Source organism: Mesorhizobium sp. M2A.F.Ca.ET.042.01.1.1, from assembly GCF_003997405.1.
Classification (GTDB): domain Bacteria; phylum Pseudomonadota; class Alphaproteobacteria; order Rhizobiales; family Rhizobiaceae; genus Mesorhizobium.
Genome location: NZ_RZRX01000175.1, coordinates 1 through 13,725, shown reverse-complemented (window position 1 = coordinate 13,725; position 13,725 = coordinate 1). Strand labels below are relative to the sequence as shown.

General features: G+C 64.2%; 14 protein-coding genes and 1 pseudogene. 8 read left to right on the top strand and 7 right to left on the bottom strand.

The genetic code is table 11. The features are described from left to right. Window positions 1–1,053, bottom strand: a 1,053-nt coding sequence (locus EOA23_RS23385) for an amidohydrolase family protein (RefSeq protein WP_145966467.1), incomplete at its 3' end; no start/stop codon positions are given. Between the two features lie 252 nt (window positions 1,054–1,305). Here EOA23_RS23385 and EOA23_RS23380 point away from each other — a divergent pair. From EOA23_RS23380 to EOA23_RS23365, 4 genes are all read left to right on the top strand, one after another. Continuing rightward, a complete protein-coding gene (locus EOA23_RS23380; RefSeq protein WP_126059638.1) occupies window positions 1,306–1,959 on the top strand; it encodes a TetR/AcrR family transcriptional regulator in 654 nt (217 codons plus the stop codon). A 41-nt stretch (window positions 1,960–2,000) separates the two neighbouring features. Then, a complete protein-coding gene (locus EOA23_RS23375) occupies window positions 2,001–3,032 on the top strand; it encodes a histone deacetylase family protein (RefSeq protein WP_127305886.1) in 1,032 nt (343 codons plus the stop codon). 440 nt (window positions 3,033–3,472) lie between these two features. Further along, entirely contained in the window at window positions 3,473–4,183 is a 711-nt protein-coding gene (locus tag EOA23_RS23370; RefSeq protein WP_126059636.1) for a helix-turn-helix transcriptional regulator, read from the top strand. Continuing rightward, on the top strand, window positions 4,180–4,950 hold the full coding sequence (locus EOA23_RS23365) for a helix-turn-helix transcriptional regulator (RefSeq protein WP_126059635.1): 771 nt from the start codon (window positions 4,180–4,182) through the stop codon (window positions 4,948–4,950). Before EOA23_RS23370 ends, EOA23_RS23365 begins: the two co-directional genes overlap by 4 nt. Window positions 4,951–5,014: 64 nt before the next feature. Here EOA23_RS23365 and EOA23_RS23360 read toward each other — a convergent pair whose 3' ends face one another. From EOA23_RS23360 to motA, 6 genes are read right to left on the bottom strand one after another with little or no spacing between them, the layout of a single operon-like run. Further along, window positions 5,015–5,452, bottom strand: coding sequence for a hypothetical protein (locus EOA23_RS23360; protein ID WP_042640450.1), 438 nt, complete (start codon window positions 5,450–5,452; stop codon window positions 5,015–5,017). Window positions 5,453–5,469: 17 nt separating this feature from the next. Beyond that, complete coding sequence (gene flhB, locus EOA23_RS23355) at window positions 5,470–6,552, bottom strand: flagellar biosynthesis protein FlhB (RefSeq protein ID WP_127305885.1); 1,083 nt, start codon at window positions 6,550–6,552, stop codon at window positions 5,470–5,472. A 24-nt stretch (window positions 6,553–6,576) separates the two neighbouring features. Further along, window positions 6,577–7,599 carry a flagellar motor switch protein FliG gene (locus tag EOA23_RS23350; protein ID WP_127305884.1) on the bottom strand — a complete coding sequence of 341 codons (1,023 nt, stop codon included), beginning with the start codon at window positions 7,597–7,599 and terminating at the stop codon, window positions 6,577–6,579. 43 nt (window positions 7,600–7,642) lie between these two features. After that, window positions 7,643–8,023, bottom strand: coding sequence for a flagellar motor switch protein FliN (gene fliN, locus EOA23_RS23345; RefSeq protein ID WP_126081534.1), 381 nt, complete (start codon window positions 8,021–8,023; stop codon window positions 7,643–7,645). 30 nt (window positions 8,024–8,053) lie between these two features. Beyond that, entirely contained in the window at window positions 8,054–8,992 is a 939-nt protein-coding gene (locus tag EOA23_RS23340; protein WP_127305883.1) for a FliM/FliN family flagellar motor switch protein, read from the bottom strand. 34 nt (window positions 8,993–9,026) lie between these two features. After that, window positions 9,027–9,902: a flagellar motor stator protein MotA gene (gene motA / locus EOA23_RS23335; protein ID WP_126059632.1), complete on the bottom strand. Its 876-nt coding sequence runs from the start codon at window positions 9,900–9,902 to the stop codon at window positions 9,027–9,029. A 147-nt stretch (window positions 9,903–10,049) separates the two neighbouring features. On the opposite strand from motA, the gene EOA23_RS23330 reads away from it, so the two are divergent. The 4 genes and pseudogenes from EOA23_RS23330 to EOA23_RS23315 all read left to right on the top strand — a co-directional run. Continuing rightward, window positions 10,050–11,171 (top strand): DUF1217 domain-containing protein, encoded by a 1,122-nt coding sequence (locus EOA23_RS23330; protein ID WP_127305887.1) that lies wholly within the window; start codon window positions 10,050–10,052, stop codon window positions 11,169–11,171. A gap of 7 nt (window positions 11,172–11,178) precedes the next feature. Beyond that, window positions 11,179–11,901, top strand: coding sequence for a flagellar basal-body rod protein FlgF (flgF, locus tag EOA23_RS23325; protein WP_127305882.1), 723 nt, complete (start codon window positions 11,179–11,181; stop codon window positions 11,899–11,901). Window positions 11,902–11,905: 4 nt separating this feature from the next. After that, on the top strand, window positions 11,906–13,312 hold the full coding sequence (fliI, locus tag EOA23_RS23320) for a flagellar protein export ATPase FliI (RefSeq protein WP_127305881.1): 1,407 nt from the start codon (window positions 11,906–11,908) through the stop codon (window positions 13,310–13,312). Then, window positions 13,293–13,725 (top strand): annotated as a pseudogene (locus EOA23_RS23315) (hypothetical protein); the annotation flags it as partial. The gene fliI and the pseudogene EOA23_RS23315, both read left to right, overlap by 20 nt.

Sequence of the window (13,725 nt, the reverse complement as noted above, 5' to 3'; positions counted from 1 at the left end):
CCTGTCGGCCTCGACCGCCACTTCGGCGAAATGCTTAGGCGAAAACAGCGGCTCGCCGCGCCATCCGGGACGGTCGGCATAGTCGTCGACCATCACCGCCGTCCAGGAATCCAGCACGCCGTCATAGAAGACCTTGACCATGCCCGACGACAGCCACTCGGACTTGTAGGCCGCGGCCATCCGCGAGGCTTTTTCCAGCATGTCCAGCTTCATGAAGTTCTTGAAGTGGAACGGGATTTTGGTGCGGCAAAGCAACCGTCCCTCTTTTTCCAGGCCGGCCAGCAGCTCCAGCTGGTAGAGGTTGCCGTCCATGTTCTGGATCGAGGTGATGCCGTGCTTGGCGCACCATTCAAGGCCGCGATGCATCAGATCGCGATCGGCCGCCAGCTCGTTTGCCGAAGGATGGGGATCCGGCTCGACTCCCTCCAGGCCAAGCCGCGCGCGGTTCGCCCCGTAGTGGTCGAGGACCGGCCCGAAAGCCTCGCTCTCGCGCAGTTCGCCTGCGGAAAGCCCGTCCGCGCCCATGACGATCTCGTTGCCTTGGCCGACCTCCTTGCCATGCAGCAGGCCGGCCTCTTCCAGCGCCTTGGTGTTCGCCCACATCGTATGGTGGTCGGATGCCGACATGATGAAAGGCCGGTCGGGAATGATGCGATCGAGGTCGTGACGCGTCACCGGCTCCGGCAGGATCGCGTAGTCGACGCCGGCGCCGACCAGCAGCCTGGCGTCTGGATGTTTGGCGGCGAAATCCTGGATCGCGTCGCGCAGCGCGTCGAAGCCATGCACGCCCGCCAGATGCAGATTGTCGAGCTCGGCCGCGCCGCCGAAGAGATGCATATGCGCCTCGATGAAACCCGGCAGCACCGAGCCGCCCTGGGCGTCGACAATCTTTGTCGCCGGTCCTTTGAGTTCTTCGATGGAAGCGCGGTCGCCGATGGCGATGATGGCGCCGTCCTTGACGGCAACAGCCTCGGCGGAGGGATTGTCATCGTCCATGGTTAGCACTCGACCGTTGACGATCACCAGATCCGCAGCACCATTCGCAACCGACATCGCGACTCCACATTTCGCTGAGGGACCGACAACGCCACGCCCGACGAGCCGCCGCTCCACCGGGGCGACGCCATGGATGAAAAGTCGATGCCGATGCGCCGTCTTCGAAATTCCCCTTGTTATCGTGGAAGACAGCGTGGATAAAGAATGCGACTGTTTATTCGCGTTTGTCAACAGCTGGAATTTCGCATGTATAGTGGACTGCACCGCGCGCCGATGGTGGGGCCGAGCGGGGAACGGGGACAACGAGCAGTGAAGCGCAGTCTCGACCGCAAGACCAAAATAGCGCTCGAACCGCGCAAGCAGCCGCGGCAGCAACGGTCGAGCAAGGTGGTCGACAGGATTCTCGACGCGGCGCTCATCCTGACGCGCGAGCAAGGAACCAGGACGCCGACGACGCTCGCCATCGCGCAGCGGGCGGGCCTGTCGGTCGGTTCGGTTTATCAGTACTTCCCCAACAAGGAGGCCATTCTTCTGGACCTGGCCCGACGCTGGCTGTCGTCTTTTCCAAAAGTCATCCAGAAGCGCATCGATGTCCCCCGGCCGACCAACCGTGATGAGTTTCAGCGCGAAGTGCGCAAGCTCTTCATCGACACATCCAGGCTCTATCTCGACAACGTCACGCTGATGCCGGTGATCGAGGCGATCTCCGGCAACGCCGACCTGAGGCCGATCCAGGACGGATACGACAAGGAGATCATCGCCCTCTACGCAGCCTGGCTGCAGCATGTGAACCCGGCGCTCGAGGAAAAGACCGCCAAGCGGCTGGGCCTGGTGATGATGGAGGTCGGGCACGCCTGTAGGCTTGTCGGACTGAAGCGGGATCGCAAGACATTCGACCTCATCGAGGACGATGTGGAAGCCATGTGGCTGGCTCTCGTGACCCCCTATCTCAACCTCGACTGATTTCGCGCCTCCAACCGATTTCGTACTTCCAGGGGAATTCCATGAAGACTGTCTTTTCGCCGCTTCACGCCGGTCATTCAGGCCAGATGGAACTGGTCACATCGGCCATCGTGCCCGGCTTCGAGAAACCGTCGCGAGCCGAATTCATCAAGGCGCGGGTGGAGAGCGAGAAGCTCGGGCCGATCATCGGACCGGTCGAGCACGACCTCGCCGCCGCCAAGCGCGTGCATGATGCCCACTACATCGATTTCCTGCCGACGGTCTGGCCGGAATGGGTCGCCGCCGGTTTCACAGGCTCGGCCATGGGCTTCACCTGGCCGACGCGCGGCCTGCGCGGCGACGTTCCGCCGAAGCGCGTCGACGCCCTGCTCGGCTATTATTCCTTCGATGCCGGCGCCACCTTCGTCGAAGGCACCTGGCCGGCGATCAAGTCATCCTATGATGTCGCGCTGACCGCCGCCGCCCTCGTCAAGGGCGGCGAGCGCACCGCCTTCGCGCTTTGCCGCCCTCCCGGCCATCATGCCGGTGCCGCCTTCATGGGCGGCTATTGCTTCATCAACAACGCCGCCGTCGTCGCGCAGTGGTTCCGCGACCAGGGCGCCAGGCGCGTTTCGATCCTCGATGTCGACTACCACCACGGCAACGGCACGCAGGAGATCTTCTATCGCCGCGGCGATATCCAGGTCCTCAACCTGCATGGCGACCCGATGGTCGAGTATCCCTTCTTCCTCGGCCACGCCGACGAGCGCGGCGAAGGCGAAGGCGAAGGTTTCAACGTCAACTACCCGATGCCCTTCGGCACCGACTGGGACGGCTGGAGCGCGTCGCTGGAGGATGCCTGCGGCAAGCTCACCGCCTACGCCCCCGATGTCGTCATCGTCTCGCTCGGCGTCGACACCTTCGAGAAGGACCCGATCAGCCAGTTCAAGCTGAAGAGCGTCGACTATCCCAAGATCGGCCGCCGCATCGCCAGGCTCGGCCTGCCCACGCTGTTCGTCATGGAAGGCGGCTACGCCGTGGAAGAGATCGGCATCAATGCCGTCGGCGTGCTGACCGGCTTCGAGGATCGCTAAGCCGCATTTCGAGCGAACAGCAGACGCCCCCGAATGCAACCGGGGGCGTATTTTTTTGCGACCCGGCCGCGAAATCATCGGCTCAATTCGACTTTGAGATCACCGCCAAGCAACTCGAAGATCGGTCGCTGAGTCGCAACGCGAGTCCATCGGATTCGATTTTGTCAAATCGCATTTGATGTCGGATTCATCTGCGGGTAGATTAGACCCGAATCAGCCGGTCCACGGGGGGCGCGGCGACCACCCAAAGTCTCAAGTTCCGGCGCCAGGCCGGCACCAGACGCGGACGGTTTCGCGTTCCCTGGAGGGATTCGGCGCGGTTGGGCGCCGTTCGCGTCCGTGAGTGTGTCTTCGTAAACGTGATGTGTTTCGGGTCCGGCTGCCGGCTTCGCCAGCACCGGGCACAAGGATCGATTCCGGCAAGAATCCAAGAATTGGAAATGAGCAGTCCCGCCGCGCTTCTCCAACCCGATGCTTCAGGCCCGCACCTGACGTCCCGCGGCGATCTCACCGGTTTTTTCATGCAGCTTGCAGCCGACATCGGCGCAGACAGCTACATGCTGGTCGCCATTGTGCATGACCAGGACCGCAACGATGCGCGCATCGTCTCCTCGAACTGGATCTTCGATGCCATCGAACTGATCGGCAAAAGGCTGATCGCCAACCTGGCGCTCGGGCCTCTGACCGTGGCGCCCGGGGTGCGCCCGAAGCCATTGGTGGCGGCGCACGCGCCCGACGCCGGCGCATTGCTGACCGGCGAAGAGGCCCGCCTGCTCGACGTGCTCGGCCATGCCGAAATCTACTCGTTGCGGCTCAATGTCGGCCGCCAGCGCCTGTTCGTGCTGTTCTCGGCCGCCGAGGCAGGCAAGATCGACCTGACCGCCCTGATGAAGGCGCAGCTCAAATGCTGCTATGCGCTTTCCAGCATTCCGCAGCTGATCGCGGCGGCATCCATGCAGGACCCGTTGTCGGACCGCGAGCGCGAATGCCTGTTCTGGGTTTCGGAAGGCAAGACCACCGACGAGGTGGCCGTCATCCTCGGCGTCTCGTCCAACACCGTCAACAGCTACATCACGCACGCCATCCAGAAATTCGCGGCCTCGAACCGCGCGATGGCGATCGCAACGGCGATCAGGAGCGGCATCATTTGAAGCACGCACAGGTCAAAGAGGCGGCCGCCGCCCTTTTCAACGATCAGCGCAATCCCTTCGGCGCCTTCTCGCTGGGCTCGGAGACGCATCATGCGGCCACCATTCCGGATGCCGTGCGCCGCTGCCGCTGGATCGCGGTCGACATCAACGCCTCGGCCTTCGGCCTTTATTTCGTCAGCCCCTCGCCTGAGCGCGCGCGTCTCGTCGCGTGCTTCGATTCCGACTATCCGAGCACTGCGGTCGCGACCAAATTCATCTCCGGCGCCAATGGCGAGGATGTGGTGCGCCACAGCCGCATCTCGACCACGCCGCGCTGGTGGGCCGATGACGGCATCGCCGGATCGCGGCAGGTCTTCCAGTCGCTCGCCTGGGCCGAGCCGACAGCGCCGCTGGCGCCCGGCACCAACGGCATCGCCCTTCCCGTGCATGCCGACCGCGGTCAATGCGGCCTGGTCGTCTTCCTGGGCTCTGAGATGGCGTTGTCCGACGACACGTTGTGCGAGATCCACGCCCGCTCCTTCGCGCTTTTCGCGGCGGTCGCCCGCATCCGCCCCAGCGACAGCGGCCGGATGCGCTCGATCTCCAAGCGCGAGCTCGAATGCCTGAAACTGACCGCTAACGGCAACACCAGCGAGGAGATCGCCAAGCTTCTCAAGCTCTCGGTGCACACCGCCAACCAGTACCTCACCCAGTCGACGCAGAAGCTCAACGCGGTCAACCGCAACCAGGCGGTCGCCAAGGCGTTGCGGCTCGGCCTGATCGAGTAGCGACACCGAGCCTGCGGCGTTGTAAACGTGCCGCTGCGAGACTTGCTCGGCTGCAATCAGATCATTACGGAAATGCCAGAGGCTCGGTCCTGCGGATGCGGGCCTCCTCCACGGCGTCCTCAAGCAAGGCAGTGTTGTGCTCAGGCGTCTCGCCGGGCTTCTCGAACGAAACGTAGTTGACCACCACCGAAGGCCCGCGCTCGGTCAGCGTCAATTGAAAATAGACCGTAACGCCGCGCGGCCGCAGCTCGAGATCGAGCACGATGCGCGGACTGCCGCTCCAGTCGACATGCGCCTCGCCGCCATGGCCGAGCCGCAATGTGCCCGGCCGGAAGTAAAGCTCGGCGGCCGAATCCACCAGGTCCGACAGGCAGGCGAAATGCTCGAGCCGGATGAAGGCGATATAGTCGGCAACGTCGATCAGTCTCAACTCGCCCACAACAGGCTCGATGGCGCTCGCGACGATCAGCTCGCGGGAATTGGCGTGTGGTTGCCGGTCCATGGATTAGCGGCGTCCGTTCATTGGGTTGCTTTGCGCGAGGTCTTCTTCGAGTAGACGATCCGCACCAACTCGGCGACCGCCTGGTAGAATTGCGACGGGATCACGCTATCAACCGAAACTTGCTTGTACATGGAGCGCGCAAGCGCCACGTCCTCGAAGATCGGGATGTTGTTCTCCCTGGCGATCTCGCGGATCTTGAGCGCCACCAGGTCCTGCCCCTTGGCGAGCACGATGGGAGCGGAATCCTCCCCGCGCACATATTTCAGCGCGATCGAATAGTGCGTCGGGTTGGCGATCACCAGCGTCGCGCGCGGCACCGCCGTCATCATGCGTTTGCGCGCCCGGTCGCGCGCCAGCGAGCGCAACCGCGACTTGACGATCGGATCGCCTTCCGACTGCTTCAGCTCGTCCTTCACTTCCTGCTTGGTCATGCGCAGGTCGCGCCGCCAGTGGAAACGCGACCAGACGATGTCGACCACCGCGATCAGGCCCATGACGAAAACGATCGCCACCAATATGTCGACGAAGATGCCGCGTATCACCAGGCCGAACGAGACCGGGTTGGTGATCATGCCGGCGAGCAGCTTGCGGTGATCTTGCGAGAGCGTGAAGCTCAGCACCGCGATCGCGAAGCCAAGCTTGGCCAGCGATTTCAGGAATTCGACCCAGCCCTGCACGCCGAACATCCGGCTCCAGCCCTTGGCGATCGAGATGCGCGACAGCTGCGGCCTGATCCGTTCACCGACGATCTGCGGCAGGTTCTGGAAAACCGAAGCGCCGATGCCGGCAACCGTCAGGAGCACCAGCAGGCTGACGACGGCGCGACCGATTTCGCTCATCACCTGCCTGTAGAGCGAGATGACGTCGGTCTCGGTGTCCATCGGCCAGGCTTCCGGCTTTTCCAGGAAGGTCGACAGGAACATGCCGAGGTCGACGATCGCGTCCTTGGCGTAGAAGACCGCGAAAACCAGGATGGCGAGGAAGGACGCAAAGATCGCGGTCTCGCGCGAATGGGGCAGCTTGCCCTGTTCGATCGTGTCGCGGATCTTCTTTTCTGTGGCTTCCTCGGTTTTGGAATCCTTGTCGACCGCTTCAGCCATGACGCTCTGCCCGTGTGGCTATCGTCAGGCGGCTTCGGCGGTGGCTGCCTGCGTCGAAGGCAGCTCGAAGGCCCCTTCGCGCGACAGCCGGATGGCGGCGCTCGATATGCTCTTGCGGGCCGCCATGATGTCGGCAAGCGCAATGCCTTCCGATCCCTGTCCAAGCTCGGATTCGATCATGCGGCGAGAGCGCGCGCCGATCGCCGACAGTGCAGCTTCGGCCAGTTCCGGCGACGCGCCGCGAAGCGCCAGCGTGACGAGTTCGGTCGACAGCCCGTCGAAGAGCAGAACCCGGGCCTTCTGTGGCAGCAGCGGCAGATCGTCGAAGGCGAACAGCCGCGACTTGACGCCGGCGAGGTCGGGCGTGCCGGCTTCCTCCAGATCCTGCATGAGATCGTCCAGTTCCGGCTTCGCCATCTCGTTGAGCATGCTGGCGACGCGTTCCTGTCCGGCCGTGGTGTCCCTGCTGGCCTTCTGCGACAGCACGCTCACGCGCAGCTGGTTCTCGACGATCCTGGATGCCGCGTCCGGGATGTTGGCCATCGTCACCATGCGCTTGATGATCTGGCTGCGCATCGGCTTTTCCATGGTGAGCAGAACATTGGCCGCGGCCTGCGGCGCCAGCTTCGAAAGCACCATCGCCGACGTCTGCGGATGCTCGCCCGCAAGGAAGGCGCCGAGCCTTGCCGGTTCGAGCTTTTCGAGGTCCGGCCAGATCGGCGCGGGCCCTTCCGCGACCGGCTCGAATTTCTTCTCGCCCATGATCGCGCTCATCTCTTCGGGCGACAGCGATTCGTTGAGGATCGTGTCCATCCGGTCGGCTGAATCGAGCAGGCCTGCACCCTCCGTGAACTCGGCTTCGAACTCGGCGACGATGCGCTCCAGATCGGCCTGCGGGATGGTGCGCAAGAGACGCGCGCCCTCGATCAGCGCCTTCAGCTCATCCTGCTTGAAGAATTTAAGCAGCCGGCTGGCCGCGGGCTTGCCCATGGCCACCAGTATGGCTGCCGCCTTTTGCGGACGTGTCAGCGCCAATGCCGTCGTCATGCGTGTTGCCCTCGCTGCCGATTGGTCCGCCCGCCGATCATTCTCAGGCGCTCTTCGTCGCGGCGATGATCTCGGTGAGCCTGATGCCGAAGCGCGTCGGATCGCTTTCCAGCACCGTGATCTCGCCGCGCGCTATTCTGCGGCCGTTGACGACCACGTCGACCGGCTCGCCGATACGGCGGTTGAGCGCGACCGTGGAGCCCTTCTGCAGCGCCATCAGCTCCGAGACCGGCATTTCCGTGCTGCCGAGTATGATCTGCACGTCGACCGGAATGGTCATGATGATCGAGGAATTGGCGCCCGACTGAAAGGCGTCGTCCGGGCGCTTTTCCTCCTCCCGCAGCACGCCGCGCAGTTCCTCGATGGCGCGGTCGAGCTGTTCGTCGGGCTGGTCGGGTTCGGCTTCCACCTTGGTTTGTGCCATCTGTCGTCTCCATAAAAACCGGGCCTGGCGTCAGCCCGGCATCAGTCCGTCGATGAAATCCTGCCCGGCATCGTGCGGATGGCTGATGCGGACGGTGTAGTTCTGTCCGAGCTTGCCGAACTCGCAGACAAACAATGTCTTGTCGCGGGCGCTGAGTCTGGCGTTGAGCTGCGCTTTCTCCTCGAATTCGATCACCTGGCCGGGCGCGAACGCCGCAAGGTCGCCGAGCGTCAGCCTGGCGAGCGGCATGGTCGCCTCGAGCCGGACGGTCGAGCGCATCACCTCTTCCGAGAAGCGGGCTCGCCAGTCGAACTCCGTGGCACCGCCGTCCTTGCCCGCGGCGGCCTCACCGTCGCGCGAGATAAGCAGCAGGCGCTGCGGGATCATCACCGTGAGCATGCCGCTGTCGGACGGCGTGGAAAGGCCAAGGACGATGCGCACCGCGGCGCCGTCGCGCAGCACGCGCCGCCTCGCCTCGTTGCCGGCCATGGCCCTCGGCACCGGCAGGCGCAGGTCCAGCGAACGCTTGCCGGATCCGTTGAGCGCCACGGCGACCTCCTGGAACACGGCGGTGGCGACATCGGCCTCGATCTGCGACAGGTCGCGCTCGATCGGCGCGACCGGCTGGTCGGGATCGCCGCCAAACAGAGCGCTCACCATTATGGCAACCGCCTGCGCGTCCATCACCAGCGTCATGGCATCGGCCGAGGAGGGCGAGGAAACCACGCTCAGCGCGAAGGCATCGCCGGCGCGCGAACGCGCTTCGGGAACGCGACCGACCTCCACCGCCTGCAGGTCGACGGTCACCGGCGCGCCGAGCTCGCCGGTAAGCGCCTTTTGCAGCACCGGCAGCGCCCGCTCGGCCATGCCGCGGCCGGCGCCGATCACCTGCGCCGCCTCGCCGCTGTCACCGACGAGACGCTCGATGATCAAGGCCCGCGTTTCTGACGGACTGCCCGGACTTGTCATGACGGCAAGCGGTCCTGTCTCGGATCGAGCATGCTCAGGCCGCCTTCTTCTCGGCGGCGCCGGCGTTCATGGTGCTCTGCTCGACCGCGTCGATCGTCGGGCGCTCGTAGGACGATATGGTCTTGCGGCCGAATTCGATCGCCACCTGCGGCAGCGCGCCGTTCATATAGGCAAGCAGCGTCTGCTTGACGATGATGTAGAGGCGGTTCTTCTTCTCGCGCACCGTCTTGATCTTGGTGGCGACCGGACCGACCACGGCATAGGACAGGAAGATGCCGAGGAAGGTTCCGACGAGCGCGGCGCCGATCAGGCCGCCGAGGATCTCCGGCGACTGGTCGAGTGCGCCCATCGCCTTCACCACGCCGAGCACGGCGGCCACGATGCCAAGCGCCGGCAGGCCGTCGCCGACCGCCACCATCGCGTGATAGGCCTTCAGCTTGTCGCTGCGGATCGTCTGGATCTCTTCATCCATCAGTGCCTCGATCTCGTGCGAGCGGGCATTGCCGATGATGATGATGCGGCAATAGTCGCAGATGAAATTCGTCAGGTCATGGTTCTTCAGCACGGTCGGGAAAGCCTGGAAGATCGCCGACTCCTCCGGATTGTCGATATGCGCCTCGACCTCGCTGCGCGATTTCGAGCGCAGTTCGCGCATCAGGCTGTGCAGGACGCCCAGCGTCTCGAGATAGTCGCGCTCCTTCGGCACCGCCTGCTTGAAGGCCTCGAGAATGCCCTTGCCGGTATCCTTGACCGTCTTCATCGGATTGGCGACCAGGAAGGTGCCGAGCGCCGCGCCGCAGATGACCACCGCTTCCCAGGGCTGCAGCAGCACGTGCAGATGGCCGCCCATGGCCATGAAGCCGCCGAGAACGCAGCCGAGCGTCACCACAAGTCCGATCAGAATGCCCACGGCAGGTCCTTCCGCATGTCACGTCGTGGATCAGGGATAGTCCCCGTGCCTTGTGTGAGGCTTGAATCGAGGGCAGCGGACACGATTCAGCTTCGCGCAAGGAAGTGACGTTATTGTTCCGGGATAGCTTCGGCCGGAGGCATGCCCTTGCTCAGTACCTATATCAGCTACCAGTTGATCGCCAAAGACATCCCCAAGTCTATCACCCGCATCGAGCAGCAGCCGACGGTCGATCGCGACACCCAATACTATCTGGCCAACATCACCAAGGTGAAATCGATCGACGATTTCGTCAACAACGACCGTCTGTTCAAATACGCCATGAAGGCCTATGGGCTGGAGAACATGGACTATGCCAAGGCCTTCATGGTCAAGGCGCTGAAGGAAGGCGTTTCCGACCCCAACAGTTTCGCCAACAAGCTGACCGACAAGCGCTATGCCCAATTCGTCAAAGCTTTCAATTTCGCGGCGGACGGCGCCAATGCGACCGTCTACAACCCGGCGCAGCAGCTGGTGACGAAAAACTACGCCATCCAGGCCCAGATCGCCGGCCTCGACCCGAATTCGGACTATGTGAAGGGCGAGACGACCTACTATCTCGCCAACATCACCAAGGTGAAATCTGTCGACGATCTGATGTCGAACAACCGGCTCTATACCTATGCGCTGGCGGCGTACGGCCTGGATTCGGCAACCGAGGACAAGGACCTGATCAGGTCGGTCCTGCAAGGCGGCGTGCGCGATCCCGAGAGCGTCGCCAACCAGCAGACCAACAAGGCCTATGCCGGGCTGGCCTCTGCCTTCAACTTCGAGCAATACGGCGAAAACACCACCACCTATGTTCAGGCGCAGCAGCCGACCGTCGACATGTACATGCGCCAGACGCTGGAAGAGGATGCCGGCAAGACCAATGAAGGCGTGCGCCTGGCGCTTTATTTCCAGCGCAAGGCGCCCGACATCACCAGCTGGTATGACGTGCTGGCCGACACCGCTTTGGCCAGCGTGGTGCGCACCGCGCTCGGCCTGCCTGATTCTTTCGCCACCGCCGACATCGACAAGCAGGCGCAGCTCTTCGGGCAGAAGCTCGACATAAAGGACTTCACCGACCCCGAGAAGCTCAGCAAGTTCCTGACCCGCTTCACCAGCATGTACGAGATCTCCCACCCGACCTCGACGGCGGTGACGTCGGTCAGCGTGCTCTTCGCGCAGCCCACCAGTGTCGGCATCTCCACCGATCTGATGATGGCCATGCAGCAGTTGAAGTTCTGAGACGATCATGCAGGACAGCCTTTACGTCGCCCTATCCTCCCAGATCGCTCTAGAGCGTCGTCTCGACACCATCGCCGACAACGTCGCCAATGCCTCGACCATCGGCTTTCGCGCCACCGGCGTGAAGTTCGAGGACGTGGTCTCGGGCACCGGGCCGAAGTCGGTCTCCTTCGCCTCTTCCGGCAATACCTATCTTTCCGGCGCACATGGCGCGCTGACTGAAACCGGCAACCCGTTCGACTTCGCCGTCCAGGGCGACGCCTGGTTCGCCATCGATACGCCCGCGGGCACGGTGATGACGCGCGACGGCCGCTTCTCCATGAACGAGAACGGCGAATTGATGTCGATCGAAGGCTATCCAGTGCTGGACGGCGGCGGCGCTCCGATCCAGCTCGATCCGCGCAACGGCCCGCCCAAGGCAGGCGCCGACGGCTCGCTCAGGCAGAACGACCAGCTGGTCGGCGCCATCGGTCTCTACAATTTCGATCCCGGCGAGAATTTCGTCCGCTACGGCAATTCGGGCATCGTTCCGGCGCGCGCGCCCGAACCCGTCACCGATCGCTCGGACGTCGGTATCGCGCAAGGATTTCTGGAAGAGTCAAACGTCAACCCGGTGCTGGAGATGACCCGGCTGATCCAGGTGCAGCGCGCTTTCGAGAACACGGCGGCGCTGATGCGGCAGACCGATTCCTCCACCGAGGACGCCATCAAGACGCTTGGCTCGAAGTGACGGCATGACGACCGGCTCGTCCCTGTTGCGCGCTTCCGAGAGCCCGGCCGATTCCGGAAGGACGGACCGGCTGGCCACGCTCGAACGCGTCTGGCGCCGGTTCGATGATCCGCAGGCTTTGCTTGCGCGCGGCGGCCGCGTCGTCGAGATATCGCCCACGCATTACAAGGTCCGCGGCCTGTCCGGAATCGCCAGGCTCGGCGACATCGTCGAGCAGCGCGGCAAGGCCGGCGTGCGACGCGGCGAGATCGTCAAGATCGGCAGCGACGAGGTGGTGATCGCGCCCTTCGAGCGCAGCCCCGATGCCGGTATCGGCGACGCGGTCTTTCGCCGCGGCCCGCTCGCGGTCGCGCCGCATGTCTCCTGGCGCGGGCGTGCCATCGACGCCTTGACCCGCCCCATTGACGGCGGTCCCGCGCTGGTCCGGCCGAATGCCGCCGACGTCACGCATGGCGCGACGCCCGGCGCCTTGTCGCGCCAGCGCGTCGGCACCGGCTTCCTCACCGGCGTCAGGGTGATCGACATCTTCACCCCGCTCTGCTTCGGCCAGCGGCTTGGCATCTTCGCCGGTTCCGGCGTCGGCAAGTCGACGCTGCTTGCGATGCTCGCCGGCGCCGAGGCCTTCGATACCGTGGTCGTGGCCCTGATCGGCGAGCGCGGCCGCGAGGTGCGCGAGTTCCTCGAGGATACGATCGGCGCCGACAGCATGGCCAAGACCGTCGCCGTCGTCGCCACCAGCGACGAAAGCGCCATGATGCGCCGGCGTGCGCCCGACACCGCCATGTGCGTGGCCGAGCATTTCCGCGACCAGGGCCATCGCGTGCTCCTGGTGCTGGATTCCATCACCCGCTTCGCGCATGCGCTACGCGAGGTTGCGACGGGAACGGGCGAGCCGCCGGTCGCACGCGGCTATCCGGCCTCCGTCTTCACCGACCTGCCGAAGCTGCTCGAACGCGCCGGCCCGGGCGCCGAGGGAAAAGGCTCGATCACCGCCATCATTTCCGTGCTGGTCGACGGCGACGACCACAACGACCCGGTCGCCGATTCGGTGCGCGGCATCCTCGACGGCCATGTCGTGCTCGACCGTGCCCTCGCCGAGCAGGGCCGCTATCCGCCGGTCAATCCGCTGTCGTCCATCTCGCGCCTTGCCGACAAGGCCTGGAGCCCGGAACAGCGCGTGCTGGTGACCAGGCTGAAATCGATGATCGCGCGCTTCGAGGATACGCGCGACATCCGTCTTTTGGGTGCCTACCAAAGCGGCGCCGATGCCGAGCTCGACAACGCCGTGCGCCAGGTGCCGCTGATCTATGAGGCGCTTACGCAATCGCCAAGGGACCGCGCGTCGGCCGATCCGTTCGCCGACCTCGCCCGCCATCTCAAGGGGAAGCTGAATGGCGATCAAGGAGACTGAGCTCCAATATACCGAGCGCATGTTGCGCGACATGCTTGCCGAGGCCGAGGCGGCGGAAAGGGCCGAGGCCGACGCGGCAAGATCCGCCAAGGACAAGGTCGCGAATGCCAAGACACAGAAGACGGCGGCTCTCCTGACCAGAGCCGACAGGCCGCATCCGCCGCGGACATCCGCCGCCGGGACCGCCGATGTCGCGCAGGCCAGCCGCGATTCCGTGCTCGACGGGCTTTTTCCCCGCGCCGAGTGGCCGGAGCCGCCTAAAGCCCAGTTCCCGCGCCTGGCCGACAGGAGCGCCGACCGCCGCAGCGATTTCGTCATCGCCGCGCTCGGCATCACGCTCGGCCTCATCTGCGCGTTGTTCCCCTGGTACATCTTCTTCAACCAGGAGCAGTTCGGCGTCCAGACCATCAAGT